The organism is Brevibacterium permense (genome assembly GCF_013280495.1).
Classification (GTDB): domain Bacteria; phylum Actinomycetota; class Actinomycetes; order Actinomycetales; family Brevibacteriaceae; genus Brevibacterium; species Brevibacterium permense.
Map to the genome: position 1 here is coordinate 293,622 of NZ_JABSSX010000003.1, position 21,933 is coordinate 315,554.

The following is a 21,933-nucleotide window of genomic DNA, read 5'->3' on the forward strand; positions in this document are numbered from 1 at the left end:
TGCGGCACCGTCGTGAGGAAGGTGGCATGATGGGAGGCATGCACTCTGGCGCCACCAACCCCCTTCTCGACGAATTCACCCGCGTACTGTTGGAACTGAGATGGGGTGATATGGACGCCTACGGCCACGTGAACAACGTCACCCAGCTCAAACTGCTGGAAGAGGCTCGCGTCCGTGCTCTCGGCTCTCCCACCCACAGCTCCGATGCACCGACCACGCCGGGAGAGCACGGGGTGACCGAGACGGTCAGCGGGGTCGAGATGCCGACGATCTTCGCCGACGCCTCTGCCACCACCGAGCTGCTCGTGGCCTCCCACGCCATCGAATACCGTGCCCCGATTCCCTATCGGACCGGACCCATCGCCGTCGATCTCGTCATCAGCGAAGTCCGACCCGCCTCGGTGACGGTGGGCTATGTCATCTGCGAACCGGACGGTTCGCGCACCTACACGGTCGCCGAGACCGTCATCGTCTTCATCGACATCGACAGCGGCCGGCCGCGACGCCTCAGGGAAGCCGAGACCGGCGCCATGGAATCGGTGCTCGGTACACCCGTGCCGCTGCGGAGGGCCCGACGATGACGGATCTGCATATCAGCGACCCGCTGGCGATGCGGGATCTCTCCGCCTTCGCCACTCTGGCCCACAGGGCAGATGCTGACGGAGCGATGCGACTGCAGGTCGCCTCCGACGTCCTGGCCGCCACCGTGGCACCGCTGTTCCCGCACGGACTCGGCGATTCGACACCGCTGGTGCTGGCCATGCGGATGCTGCGCCTGGACGATCACGAACAAGACGGATTCGACGAGGCGGTGCCGCTGTCGAATCTGCTCGACCGTTTCGCCCGAGACGAGAATGGAACCAATCTGCCGGTGCCGCCGAACTCGGTGCTCGTGTCGTGGACCGGGATCGCGCCTCCGCGCGGAGGCTGGTCCGAGTACGACACGATCAGCGTCGGGCGGCTCCACGAGACTGCGGAGTCAGGGATCGCCGAGATCAGCACCGGTGCGCCCGAGGGTTCCGGGGGACACGCGGTCAAGGCTCTGCGTTCACGCGTGTGGTCACGTCCGATGGCGGGCGAGCAGGGAACCGGGATGCCAGGAGGATTGGCCTTCGCCGCCGCTGCGCTGCGCTTCATTCCACCCGCGGGACGCGACGACGACCGTCAGCTGCGCATCATGGAATCCGGAGGCTGGCTGCGTCTTGTGGCCCCAGGCGGTCACCTGCTCACGCGTGCCCGCGGACTGTGATCAGCGGTCTATGCTCACCGGAGAGTGATCACCGGATGTTCGGGTTCGTATTCACCATCGCGGTCGCTGCCCGCTGAAAGTAGTCCCAGAACATCTCGTCGTACAGCGGCGGCAGGCTCACATCGTCGAGAGCCGCACGCATGCACCGCAGCCAGCGGTCCCGGGCATCGAAATCGATCGGATAGTCGAAATGCCGCATCCGCAGTCGCGGATGACCTCGCTGCTCCTGGTAGGTCGACGGACCCCCGAAGTACTGCTCAAGGAACATCTGCAGACGTTGCTTCGCGCCCTCCAGCTCATGGCCGTCGGGATACATCGCAATGAGCTGAGCATCCGCATCGACATGCTGGTAGAACACGTCGACGAGGCGGGTGAACGTGTCATGCCCGCCGACGGCCTCGAAGATGGAACCGTCAGTCGTCTGCGACATCGCTCGATCCTTCACTGGGGGAGTCCTCCTGCACGGTGCTGCGGATCTCCTGGTCACCGGGCAGAGGCGAGGGATTCTCGGAATCCTCGGCGATTGCCGGAGCCATCGCCTTCTCCTGAGCGGGCAGAGTGCGCAGAACCGTCTCCTGGACCATACCGATCTGTCCGCCGCGCTTGGCCAGCTGGGTCATCAGTTCGGCACGGAAGGCACGCTCGACCATCCACTGCAGGTTCGGCTTGGTCTTGACCATGGTGCGGATGACCCGGTGGGAGCCCGACAACGACTGGACGCCGGCGATCTCGGGATCCTCGAGCATCGCGTTGGACAGCTCGGGATCCTTCCGCAGAGTGCGCGTGATGTCCGCGGTGATCTCGCGGTACTCCTCCATCGAGGTCCGGTAGTCGAGCGGGATGTCGAGCACGGCGCGCGCCCACCCCTGGGACAAGTTGCCCACTCGCAGGATCTCGCCGTTGCGCACATGCCACAGGGTGCCGGTGAGGTCACGGATCTGGGTGCGGCGCAGGCCGACGTCCTCGACTTCGCCGACGGCTTCGCCGAGGTCGACGGTGTCGCCGATTCCGTACTGGTCTTCGATGACGATGAAGAATCCCGACAGGTAGTCGCGGACGAGCTCCTGAGCACCGAAGGCGATGGCAACACCAGCGATACCGGCAGAAGCGAGGATCGGGGCGATGTTGAAGCTCAGCGCATCGAGGATCATGAGGACCGCGATGACACTGACGAGGATCGTCGTCACCGACGACAGCATGCGCCCTACGGTCTTCGCCCGCTGGGCTCGGCGCTGCTTGATCGTCTGCTCATCGATCCCGGTCCGCTGGGCCTCAAGCGCAGTGGCTGAGAACTTCGCTCGGCCCGCGCTTTCGGCCTTCTCGCTGCCCACCGTGCCCTTGGCCACAGCGGTGGTGAACCGGCGGATGAAGAGCCGGATGATGAGGTTGACGACGATGGCGCCGATGATGATCACGGTGATCTTCAGCGGAGCGCCGAGGAGGAACGTTGCCCAATCGAAGTCACTTGCGTTCTGAACAGTGGAATCTATTGCATCGGTTGTCATGATCTTTCGAGACTAACTGTGAAGGTTCAATGATCCCTTGGAAGCGCTGGACACACGCTGAACCTGCAGCGCCCGCTTCGCATCGGCGAGGTTCTCCCGCATCAGCCGCACCAGGCCCTTCGGCGCTGAGGGGTGATCGTCGAGCCACTGTGACGTGGCGTCGACTGTGGCAGAACTCACCGGTGGGTACAGCCGCAGAGTCATCGTCTGCGCCATCTCCAGGGTGCGCGTCTCCCACCAGCCTGCCACCCGTGCGAAGTATTCGTCGGCGAACGTCCGCAGCGGTGACTCGGCGGCGATGGAATCTCCGGAGCTCGTCTGCAGCCCGGTTCCGAAGCCGAGAGCGAGCGCCCCGAGTTCCGAGTTCGGCAGATCTGCATCGTCGACCATTCGTGTGAAGGTCTGCGATTTCGACGCCGAGGTGGGGCGGCTGGCCCGTGCTGTCGCGGCGTGGCGGACGCCGGTGGCGCTGGGGTCTCTGCGGCTCATCTCCTCGACTGTCGAATCATCGACGGCGTCGTTCGCGCACAGGCCGATGATGATCTCCCATGTGAGATCAGTGTCCAGGGCGATCCCATAGACACGTTCGGTCTCCGGTCGCAGCCAGGCTTTCAGCCGATCCAGCTGCACGGGTGTGGTCGCGTGACGGATGAATCCGCGCACGAACTGGAAGGCCTGGTCCGATCCTTCCTCGGTCGCCTCGAGGACCTCGATGAAACGGTCAGCCACCTCGGCGTGCATCCTCTCGCGCTCCTGCGGCGGCAGGTAGGAGCCGACCGCGGTGTCGAGCTGGCCCATCTGCGTGAGCAGTCCGGAGGAATGGGTGACGGCGCCCAGGTGGGTGAGCACAGTGTTGATGTAGTCGTGAACGGGCCGTTCGCCGTCCCGGACCTCATCCCACAGCGTTGCCAGCACAAGGAGCTGGGTGAGCGAATCATCGAAGTCGCCCAGTCTGTTCGCCGCCGTGTCCATGCTGCGGGCGTCGAAGCGGACCTTCGCATAGCTGAGATCGGCGTCGTTGACGACGACGACATCGGGCAGAGCCAGGCCTCGGGCCTCGTCCACCTCTGCGGATTCTCCGTCGATGTCGAGGGGGAACGAATAGGTGCGTTGCAGACGTCCCTGTCCGTTGTCCGAATAGAAGCCGACGGCCAACCTGTGCGGACGCAGGGATGGGGTCGGCTGACCCGGAATCGACCAAGGCTTCTGAGTCACGTGCAGGCTCGAGATCGTCTGCTCGTCCGTTCCCGATGCCTCTGCCGTGCCGTCACCGGCCTCGGTGGTGACGACGGCTTCGAGGAGGTTGACCCCGGATTCCTCAAGCCACAGCTTCGACCAGCTCTCCAGATCCCTGCCCGAGGTGGCCTCGAGCTCGGTGAGGAGATCGGAGAGTTCGGTGTTCGACCACGCATGTTTGTCGAAGTAGCTCTTGAGGCCGGAGAAGAACTCCTCGCGACCGACCCAGGCCACGAGCTGTTTGAGCACGGAAGCGCCCTTGGCGTAGGTGATCCCGTCGAAGTTGACCTCGACATCGGCGAGGTCGTCGATCGGGGCGACGATCGGATGCGTGCTCGGCAGCTGATCCTGCCGGTAGGCCCACGACTTCTCGATCGTGGCGAAGGTCGTCCACGCATCGGCGAATTCGGTGGCCTCGGCCGTCGCCAGCGTCGACATGAACTCGGCGAAGGACTCGTTGAGCCACAGATCGTTCCACCAGCGCATGGTGACGAGATCGCCGAACCACATATGGGCGAGCTCGTGGAGGATCGTGACGGTCCGGCGTTCGACAAGAGCCTCTGTGGGACGTGACCGGAACACATAGTTCTCGAGGATCGTCACGGCACCGGCGTTCTCCATCGCTCCGGCATTGAACTCGGGCACGAAGAGCTGATCGTACTTCTCGAACGGGTAGGAGACACCGAATTCGCGCTCGAAGAACTCGAAACCGGCCTTCGTGATCCGGAACAGCTTCGTCGCATCGAGATGTTCGAGCAGGGACGCGCGGCAGTATAGGCCCAGAGGAACAATCGAACCGTCGGAGGAAGTCAGCTGCGAATGCACGGACTCGTACGGGCCGGCGATGATCGCGGTGATATACGACGAGATCGGCGTGGTCGGGGCGAACTGCCACACCGCCATGCCCTTCTGCGGTTCCTCTCCGATCTCGGCGAAGGTCTCCTTCGGATCGCTCGGAGTCGGAGTGGGGGAGTTCGAGACGACGGTCCACTTCTCGGGTGCGATCACGGTGAAGGAGTACGGAGATTTGATATCGGGCTGCTCGAACACGGGGAAGACCCGGCGTGCGTCAGGGACTTCGAACTGAGAGTAGAGGTAGACCTCGTCATCGATCGGGTCGACGAATCGGTGCAGACCCTCTCCGGTGTTCATATAGGTGAAATGTGCATCGACGATGAGTTCGTTCTCAGCGGCGAGGCCGGGAAGGGTGATGCGGGCCGGTGCGACCACCTCGGCGAGGTCGAGGTCGGTGCCGTTGAGGCGGACGCGCTCGACACTGGAGGTGATGGCGTCGATGAACGTCGTCGAGTCCGCTGTCGCAGTGAACCGGATACGTGAACGGACGCGGAAACTCTCACCAACTCCTGTGAGGATCAGGGTGTGCTCGTAGCTCGAGACGTCCACGATGCCTGAACGTTCGCGTGCTTCGTCGCGGGTGAGATTGTATTGCGGCACAGTGAGGTGACCTTCGCTTCGGGAACCGGGTGTACTCGATCATTCTTTCATGGACACGCTTCACTGCGGCGGTGTCGGTGCGACGGATCGCGATTCGGCCACCGTCACCGAAGGTTGCGGGTCTTGATAGATTGAGCACTGACACGATGGGTGCCCGGCACGGGACCCGCAAGCGTTTGACGGAGGAGAGACAGTGAGCAAGGAAACACTCGATCTGTGGTTCGACACGGCCTGCCCGTGGGCATGGATGACCTCACGCTGGGGGCTCGAAGTCGCGAAGGTCCGCGACGTCGAGGTGAAGTTCCACCCGATGAGCCTGAACTTCCTCAATCGTGACAAGGACATTCCCGAGGACTACCGGGCACTGATGAACCGGGCCCTGGCCCCGATGCGCATCGTCACCGCTGCGATCGCCGAGCACGGTGAAGAGATCGCCGAACCTCTCTACACCGCGATCGGCACAAGGATCCATCCGGGTGGAGAGAAGGACTTCGAAAAGGCAGTGTCTGAGGCCCTCGCCGAACTGCAGCTGCCCGCCGATCTCATGAAGTACGGCGAGACCGATGACTACGACGCACAGCTCCAGGCCTCCCACGACGAGGCACTGAGTCTGGTCGGCGACGATGTCGGCACACCGATCTGCCGCGTCGCCGGAACCGCGTTCTTCGGCCCCGTCGTCACCCCCGCTCCGAAGGGAGAAGACGCCGGGCGGCTCTTCGACGGAGTCCTCGCGGTCGCCTCGACGCCGGGATTCTTCGAACTCAAGCGCACACGTGACCAGGGCCCGAACTTCGACTGAGTCAATCGGGCCGAACCAACGGCCGCGACTCAACAGCCCGTTCACTCAGCGGACTCGATCGATCAAGAGATCCCACCGAAAGGCAGACATATGAAGGTTCACCTCGGCACCGACCACGCCGGATTCGAATTCAAGGAGGTGCTCAAGGCGCACCTCGAGTCAGCCGGGCACGACGTCGTCGACCACGGCGCCCACGAGTACGACGCTCTCGATGACTACCCGGCATTCTGCATCGCCGCGGCACAGAGCGTCGTCCATGACCAGGCAGCCGGCGTCGACGCTCTCGGAGTCGTGATCGGCGGATCGGGCAACGGCGAACAGATGGCCGCCAACCTCGTCAAGGGTGCACGCACCGCTCTGGCCTGGAACCCGGAGATCTCGAAGCTGGCCCGTCAGCACAACAATGCCCAGATCGTCGCCGTCGGTGCCCGCCAGCACCCGGAAGACGAGGCCATCGCCATCGTCGACGCCTTCTTGGCCGAGCCGTTCTCCGGCGATGGCCGCCACGAACGCCGCATCAGCATCATGTCGAAGTATGAGGAGCAGGGCCAGCAGGCTCTGTAAGAAGGAGAACACTGTGATGAAGATTCACGGCGCTGTACTGCGCGAGATGAAGCGCCCCCGGCCCTTCGCCGAGTCGCAGCCGATTGCGATCGAGACCCTCGAGCTCGATGAACCGGGCCCCGGTGAGGTGCTCATCCGAATGACGGCTGCCGGAGTCTGCCACTCGGATCTGTCCGTCGTCGACGGAAACCGCCCCCGGCCGCTGCCGATGCTGCTCGGTCACGAAGGGGCAGGCGTCGTCGAAAAGCTCGGTGAGGGTGTCGACGACCTCGAGATCGGGCAGCAGGTCGTCACAGTGTTCCTGCCGCGCTGCGGGGAATGCGCGAACTGCCGCACTGACGGCAAACTGCCCTGCACTCCAGGCAGTGCGACGAACGCTGCCGGAACGTTGCCGTTCGACGGGCACAAGGTGCGTCTCCACGACGATACCGGCGCCGAGGTGCTCCACCACCTCGGTGCGTCCGTGTTCGCCACTCATGCCGTGGTCAACCGGGCATCCGTGGTTCCCGTCGACGACGATGTTCCCGCCTCCATCGCTGCGGTGCTCGGCTGCGCCGTGCTCACCGGCGGGGGAGCGGTGCTCAACGCGGGACGGCCGGGACCGGATGACGAGGTGATGATCGTCGGCCTCGGCGGAGTCGGAATGGCCGCGCTCATTACGGCTCTGTCGATCGAGACCGCCGGAGTCATCGGCGTCGACGCGAACCCCGACAAGCTGGTGCGGGCGAAGGAACTCGGCGCCGTCGAGGTCTACACCCCCGAGCAGCTCGGCCAGAGGACAGCGTCGATCGCCATCGAATGCGTCGGGCATGCTCGGGCCTTCGAAACCGCGTTCACGGCCACAGCTGTCGGCGGGACGACTGTGACGGTGGGGTTGCCCGCACCGGATGCGCAGTCTCACATCACCCCGGTGACCCTGACAGCCGAGGCCCGGACCGTGATCGGCTCCTATCTGGGGTCGGCAGTGCCGAGTCGGGATATCCCCGTCTATGCCCAGCTGTGGAGGGAAGGCAAGCTGCCCGTCGAGGAGCTCATCTCCGACACGATCGGCCTGAACGAGCTCAACGAGGCCTTCGACGCGCTCTCCGACGGGACGGTCGTCAGGCAGGTCATCGACTTCGAGGCGTGAGCCTCACCTGAGATGTCTCCTTTGGTACTACCTGACGGCGGCTGAGCAACCTAGCGCCAGGTATCTGGGCCGCCCTCAGGTAGTAATTGGGGGCCAGCGTAGTTGGGCACGAGAAAGCCGCCCGGACCGATCGGTCCGGGCGGCTTAAGTCTGTCGGGATGACAGGATTTGAACCTGCGACCCTCTGTTCCCAAAACAGATGCGCTACCAAGCTGCGCCACATCCCGCGACGGCTCCTATCTAACCACAGGCGGGTCGCGACGTGCACCTTGCGAATCGCGCAAACACGTCAATGCGACACACCTCACAGTGAGATCGCAGGAGTGACGCAGGTCACCGAATGTCGATTTGGCGCTCGGAGAAGTTCTCGACTATAGTCGAACTCGCAACACGGGGATGTAGCTCAATGGTAGAGCCTCAGTCTTCCAAACTGATGGTGCGGGTTCGATTCCCGTCATCCCCTCCACAAGCCGGTCTGACCTGATGGTCAGACCGGTTTCTTCGTTCCCGGGCGGGTAAGATCCTCAGATGACCACAGTCGATCAGTCGCCGCAGAGCACGCGCTTGCGCGATGAGCGTGACACTGCCTCGACGATCGCACGGCCCAGCCGGCGAACGATGCTCACCGGAGCGGTCGCCGGGATCGGTGCGATCGGTCTCGGTTCGGCGATCACCGCAGCCCTCGCCGAGGCGGCCCAACCGGATCCCGTCCGTTCGGTCACCGCCGCCTACACCGGATCAGGTCGGCGCGAAGCCCTCGATGCCGTCGCCTCGCGACGCCTGCCCGCACAGTCACGAGTCATGCCGGATCTGGCCGATCCGGGCCCGGCGGCGCGGCAGCGGGAATTCCTCGACAGCTGCGAATCGTGGCTGGGATCTCTGCCTGCCCACCGCCGCGACCTCGCTGTCTCCGCCCTGCTCGACCTATGGGTCCTCAGCGACGAACTGCCCGCGCCGGTCGCCGGATGGGCCGATGCCTGGCGCTATGTCTGGCCACGGGACACGGCCTTCTCTGCAGTGGCTCTGGCGCGGGTCGGGTTGTCGGAACTGTCATGGAGCCATCTGCGCTGCCTGCAGTCCGTGCAGGCGGTCGACGGGTCGTTCGCAGCCCGCGTCGACCCGTCGACCGGACTGGCTCCGGACGATCGCGAGTCGCAGTTCGACTCCCTCGGTCTCGTCCTCTGGGCGGTCTCCGAAGTGCATGCCGTCTCCACGGAGACGACTGGCCCGTCCGCCCTCGGGGAACTCGATGTCCTCCTGCGACGGACCAGTCGGCGCCTGTTCGACCTCACCGACCGCGGTCGCAGCCTGCCTCCGGTCGGCCCGGACTATTGGGAGGTCGGAGAATCACAGGTCACCCTCGGCTTGGCGGGACCGACTCTGGTCGGGATGAACTCACTGGTCGCACTGACCAAGGCCGATGGGGATCTGTGGAGCCGCCTCGGCGACGATTCGGCAGCAGTCCTGCGCGCAGCGGAAGATTTTCGTGCGACCTTCACGCGAACCTTCGGTGCCAATGGGATGCAGCGCTACCCGACCTCGGGCGGATCGGATTCGGCTATTGCCTATCTGCCGGCAGCCGGGCTCGTGCCGGAGCGTTCAGAGGGGATCTACGCGCTCGAACCCGAGCTTCTCGACGGAGTCTGGGACCACCTCGAACAGCCGGCCGGAGGGATCAAACCCGGACACGGCTGGATCATCGACCGCTCCAGCTGGACGCCGTCGACGTCGCTCATGGCGCTCGGCTTCGCGCGCCTCGGGCTCCGCGACCGAGCCGAATCGATCCTCGACTGGCTGGCAGAACACCGCACGAGCGCAGGGTCTCTGCCGGAGAAGATCAGCGGGGACGGCGATCCGGTCTCAGTGGCGCCGCTGTCGTGGACTGCGGCCAACGTCATCATCACCCTCGACGAACTCTACGGGCACCGAGGTGGAGCGAGCTCGTGAAATCACCCCGGTTTCGCGAATCGGGCGGGGTTTCGCGTAACATAGGGGATTGCGTCTTGCGGACGTGCGCGAACTATTCGTGGACTTTCGCTCCCTCTAAGGTCACGAGATGACCGATCAGGCTGTGAGATGGCCGTTTGCGGTCACGAACCCGGATGATCAGGTCGGAGATGACCGAAAATGCATGACTGTCGAATTTGAAAGGTCACCCTGTGAAGAGCTCCGTCGAGCAACTCGACCCCACCCGGGTCAAGATCAGCGTGGAAGTCCCATACGCCGAACTCAAACCGAGCGTCGACGAGGCATACAAGACCATCGGGGCTCAGGTCACAGTCCCCGGGTTCCGTAAGGGCAAGGTCCCCGCGCGCATCATCGACCAGCGCATCGGCCGTCCTGCTGTGATCCAGGAAGCCATCAACAACGGACTTGACGACTTCTACCGCAACGCGGTCGAAGAGCATGACCTCAAGCCGATGGGCCAGCCCGAGGTCGAGATCTCCGAGGTTCCCGGTCTCGACGGAACCGAAGACGGCGAACTCGGCTTCACCGTCGAGGTCGACGTGCGCCCCGAGGTCGAACTGCCTGCCTACGACACGATCTCCATCGAGGTCGACCCCATCGAGGTCACCGACGCCGATGTGGACGCGGAGCTCGAGCAGCTGCGCACCCGCTTCGGAACCCTCGTCGCCGTGGACCGCCCCGCGGCCAAGGACGACTTCGTCACCCTCGACCTCGTCGCCACCATCGGCGACGAAGAGATCGACACCGCCTCCGACATCTCCTACCAGGTCGGTGCCGGAACGATGCTCGAAGGCATGGACGAAGCGCTCGACGGCCTCTCGGCCGGAGAGAACACGACCTTCGAGACCACCTTCGCAGGCGGCGAGCACGCCGGTGAACAGGGCACCGTGAAGATCACCCTGGGCGCTGTGAAGGAACGCGAACTGCCCGAGGCCGACGACGACTTCGCTCAGCTGGCCAGCGAGTTCGACACGATCGACGAACTGCGGGAGGACCTGCGCGTCCAGGCCGGCAAGGCCAAGGAGACCGAGCAGGGCGTCCAGGCACGGGACAAGGTCCTCGAACATCTCATCGAGACCCTCGACGTCCCGGTTCCGGCCAAGATCGTCACCGACGAGGTCGAGCGTCACCTCGAGTCCGAGAACCGTTCGGACGACGACGAGCACCGCAAGGAGGTCACCGAGGAGACCGAGCGAAACCTGCGCACGCAGTTCATCCTCGATGCGGTCTCCGAAGCCGAGAACGTCGAGGTCAGCCAGCCCGAACTCATCGAGTACCTGATCTCCGCTTCGCAGCAGTACGGAATGAACCCCAACGAGTTCGCCCAGATGCTCGACAGCTCCGGCCAGGTCAATGCGCTGGTCGGCGAGGTCTCGCGCCGCAAGGCCCTGGCCGCCGTCCTTGCCGGCGCCACGGTCAAGGACACCGCCGGAAACGTCGTCGACATGGAGGCCTTCACCTCCGCCGGTGACGACGCCGAGGATGCCGACGCGACCGCGCAGAGCGCGGAAACCGCGGACGAGGCACCTGCAGAGGCCGCCGAAGAGAACTGAGGACGAGCCGCCTCGGCGGTGGAACCCTGATGAGACGGTGGGTACGGATCGTGATCCGTACCCACCGTCTTCGCATCTGCGCAGGTCCCGATCACGCTGAGGGCGAACACAGGCCTCGCCGCGGACTAAAACCCGGGGGAGAGAGGTTAGAGTCCATAACAAGCCATCCACAGAACACAGGAGTGAAACGTGAGCGCATACGACATGACAGCTCCCGTCGGCCTCGACGCCGGTGGGGGAATGGGTCTGGATGACCACATCTTCAATCGTCTTCTCAAGGAGCGCATCATCTGGCTCGGTTCGGAAGTGCGTGACGACAACGCCAACGCCATCTGCGCGCAGATGATGCTGCTGGCCGCCGAAGATCCCGAAGCGGACATCTCGCTCTACATCAACTCGCCCGGCGGCTCCGTCACCGCCGGAATGGCCATCTACGACACGATGCAGTACATCAAGCCCGATGTCTCCACCGTGGCCATGGGAATGGCCGCCTCTATGGGACAGTTCCTGCTCTCCTCGGGCACCCCGGGCAAGCGCTACGCCACCCCGCACGCCCGCATCCTCATGCACCAGCCGCTGGGCGGCATCGGGGGAACCGCCACGGACATCAAGATCCAGGCCGAACTGATCCTGCACATGAAGAAGCAGATGGCCGAACTGACTGCTCAGCAGACCGGGAAGTCGCTCGAGCAGATCCTTCAGGACAACGACCGGGACCACTGGTTCACCGCCGAAGAGGCGCTCGAATACGGCTTCATCGACAAGATGGTCACCCGCGCGTCCGACGTCGAGAACAACTGAGCAGGAGTGAGGGAAGAATGAATTCAATGAACTTTATGCCGGGTTCGACGGCGTCGAACATGCCGCAGTCGCGTTATGTCATGCCGCAGTTCGAAGAGCGCACACCCTATGGCTTCAAGCGCCAGGATCCCTACACGAAGCTCTTCGACGACCGCGTCGTGTTCCTCGGCGCACAGGTGGATGACACCTCCGCCGACGATGTCATGGCTCAGCTGCTCGTCCTCGAATCGCAGGATCCCGACCGCGACATCACGCTCTACATCAACTCGCCGGGTGGGTCGTTCACGGCGATGACGGCCATCTACGACACGATGCAGTACATCAAGCCGGAGATCCAGACCGTCTGCCTCGGTCAGGCCGCCTCCGCAGCCGCCGTGCTGCTGGCCGCTGGCACTCCCGGCAAGCGTCTGGCCCTGCCGAACGCGCGAGTGCTCATCCACCAGCCCGCGATGCAGGGACAGGGACAGGGTCAGGCGTCTGACCTCGAGATCCAGGCCGCTGAGGTGCTGCGGATGCGCGAATGGCTCGAGGGAACTCTGGCCAAGCACTCGAACAAGGAGGCCGCTCAGGTCTCGAACGACATCGAACGCGACCTCTTCCTCACGGCCGAGCAGGCCAAGGACTACGGTCTCGTCGACCAGGTGCTCTCTTCGCGCAAGAACGCGAGCTGATCACCTGTCGGAGGACAGGGAAACACTGAGAACGGGTTCGTGCGATTGCGATCGGACGGACCCGTTCTCAGTTCCTTCCGCCGACACACCGAGTCGTGGCTGGGGGCTCGTGTCAGCCACGTATGGGAAGCTATTGAGGTACAGGAAACACGAGCGGTAGAGTTGGGGCCAAGCGTCCTGGCGAAAGGTTGTGACAGTGGCTCGCAGTGCGGACGGAGCAGACCTGCTCAAATGCAACTTCTGTGGGAAGTCTCAGAAGCAGGTTCGGAAACTCATCGCCGGACCTGGTGTTTACATCTGCGATGAATGCATCGGATTGTGCAATGAGATCATCGAAGAGGAGCTCAGCGAATCCAGTCCGGAGCAGGCCGAAATCGAGTTGCCCAAGCCTCGTGAGATCTTCGACTTCCTCCAGGAGTACGTAGTCGGTCAGGAACCGGCGAAGAAGGCACTGTCGGTAGCCGTGTACAACCACTACAAGCGCATCCGATCGCTGCAGTCCGGCGATGAGAAGACCCTCGGCTCCAACGACTCCGAGGTTGAGATCGCGAAGTCGAACATCCTGCTCGTCGGTCCCACCGGCTCCGGAAAGACCTACCTCGCCCAGTCCCTGGCCAAGCGTCTCAATGTCCCATTCGCGGTGGCCGATGCCACCGCGCTGACCGAAGCCGGCTACGTCGGCGAGGACGTCGAGAACATCCTGCTCAAACTCATTCAGGCCGCGGATTTCGATATCCAGCGTGCCGAGCACGGAATCATCTATATCGACGAGATCGATAAGATCGCTCGCAAGTCGGAGAACCCGTCGATCACCCGTGACGTGTCCGGTGAGGGCGTGCAGCAGGCACTGCTGAAGATCCTCGAAGGCACTCAGGCGTCGGTGCCGCCGCAGGGCGGGCGCAAACACCCGCACCAGGACTTCCTGCAGATCGACACGACCAATGTGCTCTTCATCGTCGCCGGCGCTTTCGCCGGGATGGAGGAGATCGTCGCCGGCCGCAAGGGCAAGCACGGCATCGGCTTCGGCGCCCTGCTCCAGTCGAAGAACGACGAAGAGGACCTCTACGCGGACATCCTTCCCGAAGATCTGCTCAAGTTCGGCCTCATCCCGGAGTTCATCGGCCGCCTGCCGGTGCTGGCCACCGTGTCCAACCTCGACCGAGCCGCGCTGATGTCGATCCTCACAGAACCGAAGAACGCCTTGGTCAAGCAGTACCAGCGGATGTTCGAGTTCGACAATGTCTCCCTGACATTCGAGACCGAGGCACTTGAGGCCATCGCCGATCTCGCTCTGCTGCGCGGCACGGGCGCTCGAGGCCTGCGCTCGATCATGGAAGAGGTTCTGCAGCCGGTCATGTTCGATGTCCCTTCACGCGAAGACATCGCCGAAGTGGTCGTGACCAAGGACGTCGTCGAATCCAATGTCGCCCCGACCCTCGTGCCGAAGTCACGGAACAGGACGAATAAGAAGTCTGCCTGAGTCTCTTTTCGCATGAGACTCCTGGCCGACACACGCCCACTGCGCTACGCGTCGTTCCGACGACTGTGGGTGGCCAATATCGTCACCGTCATCGGTGCGCAGATGACTGTTGTGGCGATACCCGCACAGATCTTCCATATCACCGGGTCGTCCGGGTACGTCGGGCTCGCCGGTGCATTCGGGCTGGTTCCGCTCATCGTCTTCGGACTGTGGGGCGGGTCGTTGGCCGATGTCATCGATCGACGCAGGCTGCTCGTGATCTCGACGGTCGGTCTGATCGTCACGAGCGCGATACTCGCCCTCATTGCGGTGCTCAGCATCGACAATGTCTGGCTGCTGCTGTCGGTGTTCTCGATGCAGCAGGCATTCTTCGGCTTGAACCAACCGGCGCGGGGAGCTCTGCTGCCGTCGATCATCCCGCTCGGCCTGCTGCCCGCGGCGAACTCTCTGAACATGACCGTGATGACATTGGGCGCCGTCGTCGGCCCTGTCGTCGGCGGAGCGCTGATCCCTCTGTTCGGGTACCAGCTGCTCTACGTCATCGACGCCGTGTTCCTGTTCGCTACGCTCTACGCAGTGATCCGACTGCCGTCGCTGCCGCCGCAGAAACAGCCCGATACTCGGTCGGGATTCAAAGGCATCGTCGACGGGTTCCGATATTTGCGGACGAACACCGTCGTCATGGTCTCTCTGCTGGTGGACATCATTGCGATGGTATTCGGAATGCCGCGGGCACTGTTCCCGCAGATCGCCGCTGAGACCTTCGACGGTCCGCCCGAGGGCGGCATCGTCTTCTCGCTGCTCTTCGCTGCGCTGGCCGGCGGAAGTGCATTGGCGGGGATCTTCTCCGGGTGGGTCTCACGTGTGGAGCGTCAGGGACTGGCCGTCATCGTCGCCATCGTCGTCTGGGGTGCGGCAATGACGGTGTTCGGACTGTCGCTTGAACTGGCGGCAGGGTTCTGGCTGACCGCGCTCGTCGTCGCATTGGCTGCGATGGCGGTCGGCGGAGGAGCCGATATCGTGTCCGGCGCTTTTCGCCAGACGATGCTCCAGGAAGCCGCAACCGATGCGATGCACGGTCGGATGCAGGGAGTGTTCATCGTGGTTGTCGCGGGCGGACCTCGTATCGCGGACGTCCTCCACGGCTCCGTCGCGGCCGTCACGGACACCACGGTCGCCTCGGCGGGTGGCGGCGTCGCCGTCATCGTACTCGTGCTCGCCTGTGCGGTGGCCTTTCCGACCTTCCGGAACTACCGGGTCGAACGCGGCGGGCACGAGCACACTGTCCCGACTGCCTGATCCATCGAGCAGACCTGACGTTCGACCGTGCTCGTACTACGAGTCGTCGCAGAATCAGCGCGAGTCTTAGTCCTGGAGGGTCTGCTCCATCCCGGCCAGTATTCCCGGCCACCCCGATCCCATGCCCTTGAATGCCTGACGGCCCAGCGGAGAGTCGACGTCGAGTCCCGAATGAGTCAAGAAGAGTCGGGTCCCCGTGCCCTCGGGCACGAGCTTCCACGTCAGCGTCGAATCCAGTGTGCCCTCTGAGAACGTATAGGCGAGGAGGCGCTGCGGATCGACCCGGGTGACCGTGCACGGCTGCTTCCCGAACCCGCCCATGTCGAGAGTGAAGGAATGTCCGACGACAGGGGCGATGTCACCGGCTGCCCACCACCGCGCCATGACGTCCGGCTCGGTGAGCGCCCGCCAGACGGTGGCAGGGGAGTGGGAGAGGAACTGGTCGACTTCGATCGTTCGTTCGTCGGTCATGAGCTGTGTCCTAGTCTGTGACGGGGTTGTCTGCGGATTCCGATTCCTCGAGTTCGTGCAGTGCCTGGGACAGGTCGCCGAGGCGGTCGCGCCAGTAGCGTTCGAAAGGGTGGAGCCAGTCCGCCAGTTCCGCGAACGGAGCGGCCTCGAGGTGATAGATGCGCTTCTGACCCTGTGGCTCCTCACGGACCAAACCGGTGCGTCGGAGCACTCGCAGGTGCTCGGAGACCGCTGGACGACTGAGCTCGAACAGGGCGGTCAGCTCGGACACCGAACGTGGTTTGGTGCGGACCGCCTCGAGGATCGATCGCCGGGTGTCGTTGGCTACGGCCGAGAAGACATTCGAAATCACACGATCGAGCATATGTCGGGTTTCTCCTACATGTCAATAGAATCCGACATATCTGCGTCTTCGGGTATTGTCGCTCAGTTTGCCTCGTGGCCCTCACCCCGGACTACAAGCGGCATGACGTCCCGGTACATTCGCATCCCTCACCGTTGCCCTTAATCCACCGCTCCAGTTTCATAACGCCCCGGTGCTGGCGCATCCCTCATCCGTCCTGTCGAAACACCGTTGTGCATCAAGTTGTTGAGTGACGACGGGTGAGGGGCGCCCGATGCGGCGACATTGGGGAGATGCGCGGAAGAGACGACGACACCCCGACCCGCTGCCGAAGCAGCGGGTCGGGGGTGCGTCAGCGTGGTGATGCTGCGGACGGCCGCCAGGTGCGTCAGCTGGTGGTGGCCGAGTAGACGGCGTTCTCTGCGGGCTGGACGACGACGAAGCCGGGGCCGTGGAATGCCAGCTGCACGGACTCGCCGGAGCCGCGACCGAAGAAGGTTCCGACGCTGACGTCGGTCTTGATCTGCGGGGCCAGTGCCGACGACCAGCAGACGGCGGCCTGCGGATCGACGAAGGTCGGCTGCTGCGAGCAGTCGAGGACCATGGGCTCACCCTTGCAGCAGATGGCGGCAGTGCCCTGGCCTGCAAGTTCGAGGTTGAATAGTCCCGAACCGCTGACCATCGCACCGACACCGCCCTTGATGCGTTTGATCTCCCAGCTGAGCGCGTCGTCGAAGGCGAGCAGATTCGCGGTGTTGACGGTCAGTGCGTCCTGCGGACCTTCGAGCGCCATCATGAAGATGTTCGAGGCCTCCCTGGCGAAGAACACCTCTCCGTGTCCCTCGACGCGCATGACGTTTCCGCCCTCGCCGGTGGCTGCCTTCTTCATGAACTGGCCGACCGACTTCGACCCCTGGTGGGTGAAGCGGACATCTCCCTGATAGGCGACCATCGCACCCTTGGTGGCGATCATCGGCGCGTTCGGTGTGATCACCGAACGCAGCATCTTGTTCGACTGGAGCGTCCACCGCTCTTGGTTCTGGACCTCGGCGTTGCGCTTGGAAAAGAGTTCGCTTCTCACGGTTCTGGGGACCTTTCGTTCAGGGAGGACTTCGGTGTTTCTTCAGTGGTCGATAACCATAGTACGGGCGAGAGTGCGCAGAACCCGGTCATTTCGTGTATCCGTTCCGGAACATGCACAGAACCCCACGGCATCCGCTGCTCCGACGCTGCGGAGGAACGGATGCCGCGGGGCTCTGCGGGACCAGTTCGGGTCTCGGTCAGCCGGCGGGGCCGGAGGGTGCGCCGGCTGACCGTCAGGGCCGGCTGGTGTTCTGCTCAGTCCTGGTCGACGAAGTCGATCGAGTCGATGGTGATCTCCTCGCCGGCTTCCTCGGTGCTCAGGGACTTGATACGGCCCGCGGCCCTGAGGTCGCCTTCTGCCGCCGTGATCGCGGAGACGACGGCGGCCGGCGCCTGAATGGTCACGGAAGCGACCTCGGTCTTCTGCGACACCTTGGCCTCGGTCTTCGTGCGGCGGATCTCGGTCAGTGCGGCTGCCACGAAGGCCAGCAGCTCGGGATCGACGGACGATTCCGGATGGCTCAGCGCCTCATCTGCCGGCCACGGCGCACGGTGGACCGAACCGGTGCGCCACCAGGACCAGACCTCTTCGGTGACGAACGGAGTGAACGGAGCGAACAGACGCAGCAGGACATCCAGAGCAGTGGCCAAGGTGACGTGCGCCGACAGCTGATCGTCAGATCCCGATGAGCCGTAGGAACGGTCCTTGACGAGCTCGACATAGTCATCGGTGAACTCCCAGAAGAAGCTCTCGGTCACACGCAGTGCATGAGCATAGTCGTAAGCGGCCATATGCTTCCCGGCCTGCTCGACAACCTCGGCAAGCTTTGCCAGCAGGGCCCGATCGAGATCGTGGGTGACGGCGCCGAGCTGACCGATGAGACCGGCATGCACACCCTGTGCCAGAGCAAACTTCGAGGCGTTGAGCAGCTTCATCGCCAGCCGGCGGCCGATCTGCATCTGTGTGACGTCATAGGCGGTGTCCGCGCCGAGTTTCGCGCTGGCCGCCCAGTAGCGGACCGCGTCGGGACCGAATCCCGGCTTCGCCTCGCCGAGGATGTCCGACGGAACCACGACATTGCCCTTGGACTTCGACATCTTCTTCCGGTCCGGATCGAGGATCCACCCCGACAGGCCGGCATGCTTCCACGGTGCCGCATCGTTGAGCGAGTTCGCCCGGACCACGGTGGAGAACAGCCAGGTGCGGATGATGTCGTGTCCCTGCGGACGCAGGTCGAAGGGGAAGACCTTGTCGAAGAACTCCTCGTCACGCGACCAGCCGCCGAGCAGCTGCGGCGTCAGCGACGACGTCGCCCAGGTGTCGAGGACATCCGGGTCTGCGGTGAACCCGCCGGGCACATCACGCTGGTCGTCGGTGAAGCCGGCAGGAGCCTCGGCAATGGGGTCGCACGGAAGCGACTCGGGCACGATCGGATCATCGTAATCGGGCTGGCCATCAGCGTCGAGGCGGTACCACAGCGGAATCGGGACACCGAAGAACCGCTGCCTGGAGACCAGCCAGTCGCCGTTGAGGTTCTCCACCCAGTTCTCGTAGCGGGAGCGCATGTACGCCGGGTGCCATTCGATCTCGCGCCCGCGGGCGATGAGCGCATCCCGCAGCTCGGCCGACCGTCCGCCGTTGCGGATGTACCACTGACGGCTGGTGACGACCTCGAGCGGCTTGTCGCCCTTTTCGTAGAACGGGACCGGATGGGTGATCGGCTCGATCTCGCCGATGAGGTCACCGGAGTCGGTGAGCATCTGCGCAATGTCCTTGCGCGCAGAGAACGTCGTCTTTCCCGCCAGTGCCTCATAGTTGGCCACAGCATCGGACTTCGGTGAGCTCGCGATCCACTCGGGCACCTCGAGGTTGAGGCGGCCGCCGCGGTTGATCACCGCACGGGTCGGCAGATCGAGTTCACGCCACCACGTGACGTCGGTGAGGTCGCCGAAGGTGCAGACCATGGCGATGCCTGTGCCCTTATCGGACTTCGCGAGCTCATGGGCGCGGATCTCGACGCTGACTCCGAAGAGCGGCGAAACGACCTTCGTGCCGAACAGGGAGGCGTAGCGTTCGTCATCGGGATGGGCGACGAGTGCCACGACAGCGGGAATGAGCTCCGGACGCGAGGTGAGGATGATGATCGGTTCCGCCGAGGTGTCGGCCAGGCCATCAGCGCCCTCGGGGAAGAACTTCACCTTGTGGTAGGCGCCTTCGCGCTCACGATCCTCGAGTTCGGCCTGAGCCACAGCAGTGCCGAAGGTGACGTCCCACATGGTCGGGGCATCCTGCGAATAGGCATGCCCGTTCTTCAGATCGGTGAGGAAGGCCCGCTGGCTCACCGCACGCGAATCGTCATCGATCGTGCGGTATGTGTACTTCCAATCCACAGACAGTCCGGTGGAGCGGAAGAGATCTTCGAACACCTTCTCGTCCTCGGCGGAGAGCTTCTCGCACAGTTCGATGAAGTTCTGGCGAGAGACCTTGACGTAGTCGCGCGAATTCTTCGGCGCCTTCTCCGGCGGCTGGAAGTCCGGGTCGTAAGGCCGGCCGGGGTCACAGGTGACTCCGTAGTAGTTCTGCACACGCCGTTCGGTCGGCAGGCCGTTGTCGTCCCAGCCGAGGGGATAGAACACGTTCTTGCCGGTCATCCGCTGATAGCGGGCGATGATGTCGGTCTGGGTGTAGGAGAACACGTGTCCCACATGCAGCGACCCCGAGGCGGTCGGCGGGGGAGTGTCGATCGAGTAGACCTGCTCGCGATCGGTGTCGACGTCGAAGGCGTAGACGTTCTGCTCGCTCCACGCGGCGTCCCATTTGTCCCGCAGCCCCTCGAGGGCCGGCTTGTCAGGAAGGTTCACTGACTCGTGCGTCGAGTCCGAAAAGGCAGGTGTGTTCATAATTGCTGATTTTCTCACCCGGTTCGCGATCGGCCAAACCGGTTCGCGCCCGTGGCCGCGCGAAGCCCCACCCCGGCTTGAGTGCAGCACTCCCGCCTCGGCCGCCCCAGCTCGACGACGTGGGACGGCTCACACCCTGAAGGCGAAGTGAGTCGCCTGCGCCGCGGGCAATGACATCATGGACACATGGCGCCCTTGGACCGAATTCCGACAGAGAATCCGCCGCCCACGTCGACCGCGTGGATGAATCCGGCACGTGCGATCGCGATCATCGCCGTCGTAGCCATCCATTCCCTGGGCACCGTCGTCGAAGAGAACTTCGCAAGTATGGGGCCCGACTGGTGGCTGGCCAACACCATCGACTCCGCCTGCCGGTGGTCGGTGCCCGTATTCATCATGATCTCCGGGGCGTTGGCCCTGGACCCCGACCGGGGCGCCAAACCGCGGAAATTCCTGTCCAAACGAGTCTGGCGAATCGGCATCCCCCTCGTGTTCTGGACAGTCGTGTACGTTCTGTTCCGCCGCTACTACCTGCAGCCCGACGATGACACCTGGAATCCGGGCATTGCGATCCTCACCGGATCGCCCTTCGTCCAGCTCTACTTCCTCTACGTCCTTGCCGGTCTGATCCTGCTCACCCCGTTCTTCCGCCTGCTGAGCGTCCACGGCTCCCGCCGTCTGCAGTGGGGGACCGGTCTGATCTTCCTCGGCATCGGCATGACTGACCAGTGGGTGTCGATGGTATTCGACGTCGGCGAAGCCAATATCGCCACCCGGTTCCTGCCGATGGCCGGTTTCTACATCCTCGGTTGGGTGCTGCGCGATATCGTGCTCTCGGCCAGAGGGGCAGTCCTGGCGTGGCTCAGCTTCATCATCGCGGTCACCGGAACTGCGGTCTGGGCCGGTCTGGGTCCCGGTGAGAAGCCGTGGTTGTTCCCGTACGAATATCTCGCCCCAGGAGTCGTCCTCGCCTCCATGGCCGCCTACCTCCTCCTGCATTTCCATCTGCGCGAAGGCTTCGGACTGCTGCACCGGTTCTACCCGTATTCCTTCGGTGTGTTCCTCCTCCATCCGCTGCTGGTCTACCCTGTCCGAAATGCCATGGGCCTGCCTGACACCGTGCCAGGCGTTCTTCTCCATGCCGTGATCATGCCGATCGCCTATGCGATCATCTGCGCCGCCATCACCTGGGTGGCAGTGAAGATCCCCGGCTTCCGTGCCGTCTTCGGCGAAGGCGGACCCCGCAACCCGCACACCCGACCAAACGTGAAGAAACTCCGACCGGGCGCGAAGGGCCCCCCACCCGTCGCGTCGACGACCCCGGAAGAAACGACGCCACCTGAGCTTGCCGGGAGCAGCGCTTTCGAGACCGATCTCGGCTCAGAAGAAACTACTCGCGGCAGAGAGCCGACTCCGTAGACTGAGA

Annotated in this window: 19 protein-coding genes and 2 tRNA genes; 13 read left to right on the plus strand and 8 right to left on the minus strand. The window is 63.8% G+C overall.

What is annotated here, in order from left to right; genetic code table 11:
* Positions 1-38 precede the first annotated feature (38 nt).
* Both HK353_RS06350 and HK353_RS06355 read left to right on the plus strand, forming a co-directional pair.
* Complete coding sequence (locus HK353_RS06350; RefSeq protein ID WP_173153998.1) at positions 39-581, plus strand: acyl-CoA thioesterase; 543 nt, start codon at positions 39-41, stop codon at positions 579-581.
* Positions 578-1,249, plus strand: coding sequence for a DUF8185 domain-containing protein (locus HK353_RS06355; RefSeq protein WP_173154001.1), 672 nt, complete (start codon positions 578-580; stop codon positions 1,247-1,249). The genes HK353_RS06350 and HK353_RS06355 overlap by 4 nt, the downstream gene beginning before the upstream one ends.
* 28 nt (positions 1,250-1,277) lie before the next feature.
* Here HK353_RS06355 and HK353_RS06360 read toward each other — a convergent pair whose 3' ends face one another.
* The 3 genes from HK353_RS06360 to pepN are packed head-to-tail and all read right to left on the minus strand — an operon-like array spanning position 1,278 to position 5,445.
* Positions 1,278-1,679, minus strand: a complete 402-nt coding sequence (locus HK353_RS06360; RefSeq protein ID WP_173154004.1) for a globin — start codon at positions 1,677-1,679, stop codon at positions 1,278-1,280.
* Positions 1,663-2,754, minus strand: coding sequence for a mechanosensitive ion channel family protein (locus HK353_RS06365; RefSeq protein ID WP_173154007.1), 1,092 nt, complete (start codon positions 2,752-2,754; stop codon positions 1,663-1,665). The genes HK353_RS06360 and HK353_RS06365 overlap by 17 nt, the downstream gene beginning before the upstream one ends.
* A 12-nt stretch (positions 2,755-2,766) precedes the next feature.
* Positions 2,767-5,445 carry an aminopeptidase N gene (gene pepN, locus HK353_RS06370; protein WP_173154010.1) on the minus strand — a complete coding sequence of 893 codons (2,679 nt, stop codon included), beginning with the start codon at positions 5,443-5,445 and terminating at the stop codon, positions 2,767-2,769.
* 193 nt (positions 5,446-5,638) lie between these two features.
* On the opposite strand from pepN, the gene HK353_RS06375 reads away from it, so the two are divergent.
* The 3 genes from HK353_RS06375 (at position 5,639) to HK353_RS06385 (ending at position 7,937) form a co-directional block, all read left to right on the plus strand.
* Positions 5,639-6,244, plus strand: a complete 606-nt coding sequence (locus HK353_RS06375; protein ID WP_139467006.1) for a mycothiol-dependent nitroreductase Rv2466c family protein — start codon at positions 5,639-5,641, stop codon at positions 6,242-6,244.
* A gap of 90 nt (positions 6,245-6,334) precedes the next feature.
* Entirely contained in the window at positions 6,335-6,808 is a 474-nt protein-coding gene (locus tag HK353_RS06380) for a ribose-5-phosphate isomerase (protein ID WP_173154013.1), read from the plus strand.
* Between the two features lie 16 nt (positions 6,809-6,824).
* A complete protein-coding gene (locus HK353_RS06385) occupies positions 6,825-7,937 on the plus strand; it encodes an alcohol dehydrogenase catalytic domain-containing protein (RefSeq protein ID WP_173154016.1) in 1,113 nt (370 codons plus the stop codon).
* Positions 7,938-8,090: 153 nt separating this feature from the next.
* Here the strand turns inward: HK353_RS06385 and HK353_RS06390 are convergent.
* Positions 8,091-8,164 (minus strand) — tRNA-Pro (locus HK353_RS06390).
* A 165-nt stretch (positions 8,165-8,329) separates the two neighbouring features.
* Here HK353_RS06390 and HK353_RS06395 point away from each other — a divergent pair.
* From HK353_RS06395 to HK353_RS06425, 7 genes are all read left to right on the plus strand, one after another.
* Positions 8,330-8,403 (plus strand) — tRNA-Gly (locus HK353_RS06395).
* Between the two features lie 62 nt (positions 8,404-8,465).
* Positions 8,466-9,884, plus strand: coding sequence for a glycoside hydrolase family 15 protein (locus HK353_RS06400; RefSeq protein WP_245395824.1), 1,419 nt, complete (start codon positions 8,466-8,468; stop codon positions 9,882-9,884).
* Between the two features lie 212 nt (positions 9,885-10,096).
* Positions 10,097-11,458, plus strand: coding sequence for a trigger factor (gene tig, locus HK353_RS06405; protein ID WP_173154019.1), 1,362 nt, complete (start codon positions 10,097-10,099; stop codon positions 11,456-11,458).
* Between the two features lie 204 nt (positions 11,459-11,662).
* Complete coding sequence (locus HK353_RS06410; protein WP_101545567.1) at positions 11,663-12,259, plus strand: ATP-dependent Clp protease proteolytic subunit; 597 nt, start codon at positions 11,663-11,665, stop codon at positions 12,257-12,259.
* 26 nt (positions 12,260-12,285) lie between these two features.
* The gene (locus tag HK353_RS06415; protein WP_139467010.1) at positions 12,286-12,930 is read left to right on the plus strand and encodes an ATP-dependent Clp protease proteolytic subunit; all 645 of its coding nucleotides are present in this window, start codon (positions 12,286-12,288) and stop codon (positions 12,928-12,930) included.
* Between the two features lie 196 nt (positions 12,931-13,126).
* Positions 13,127-14,410 carry an ATP-dependent Clp protease ATP-binding subunit ClpX gene (clpX, locus tag HK353_RS06420; protein ID WP_173154022.1) on the plus strand — a complete coding sequence of 428 codons (1,284 nt, stop codon included), beginning with the start codon at positions 13,127-13,129 and terminating at the stop codon, positions 14,408-14,410.
* 12 nt (positions 14,411-14,422) lie between these two features.
* Positions 14,423-15,709, plus strand: coding sequence for an MFS transporter (locus tag HK353_RS06425; RefSeq protein ID WP_173154025.1), 1,287 nt, complete (start codon positions 14,423-14,425; stop codon positions 15,707-15,709).
* 66 nt (positions 15,710-15,775) lie between these two features.
* Here the strand turns inward: HK353_RS06425 and HK353_RS06430 are convergent, their stop codons facing one another.
* The 4 genes from HK353_RS06430 to valS all read right to left on the minus strand — a co-directional run bounded on the left by HK353_RS06430 (position 15,776) and on the right by valS (position 20,507).
* Positions 15,776-16,180 (minus strand): SRPBCC family protein, encoded by a 405-nt coding sequence (locus HK353_RS06430; RefSeq protein WP_173154028.1) that lies wholly within the window; start codon positions 16,178-16,180, stop codon positions 15,776-15,778.
* A 10-nt stretch (positions 16,181-16,190) separates the two neighbouring features.
* Positions 16,191-16,532 carry an ArsR/SmtB family transcription factor gene (locus HK353_RS06435; RefSeq protein ID WP_342589832.1) on the minus strand — a complete coding sequence of 114 codons (342 nt, stop codon included), beginning with the start codon at positions 16,530-16,532 and terminating at the stop codon, positions 16,191-16,193.
* Between the two features lie 379 nt (positions 16,533-16,911).
* Complete coding sequence (locus tag HK353_RS06440; protein WP_173154033.1) at positions 16,912-17,604, minus strand: AIM24 family protein; 693 nt, start codon at positions 17,602-17,604, stop codon at positions 16,912-16,914.
* Positions 17,605-17,861: 257 nt separating this feature from the next.
* Positions 17,862-20,507 carry a valine--tRNA ligase gene (gene valS / locus HK353_RS06445; protein WP_173154036.1) on the minus strand — a complete coding sequence of 882 codons (2,646 nt, stop codon included), beginning with the start codon at positions 20,505-20,507 and terminating at the stop codon, positions 17,862-17,864.
* A gap of 243 nt (positions 20,508-20,750) precedes the next feature.
* On the opposite strand from valS, the gene HK353_RS06450 reads away from it, so the two are divergent.
* On the plus strand, positions 20,751-21,926 hold the full coding sequence (locus HK353_RS06450; protein ID WP_245395825.1) for an acyltransferase: 1,176 nt from the start codon (positions 20,751-20,753) through the stop codon (positions 21,924-21,926).
* Positions 21,927-21,933 lie beyond the last annotated feature (7 nt).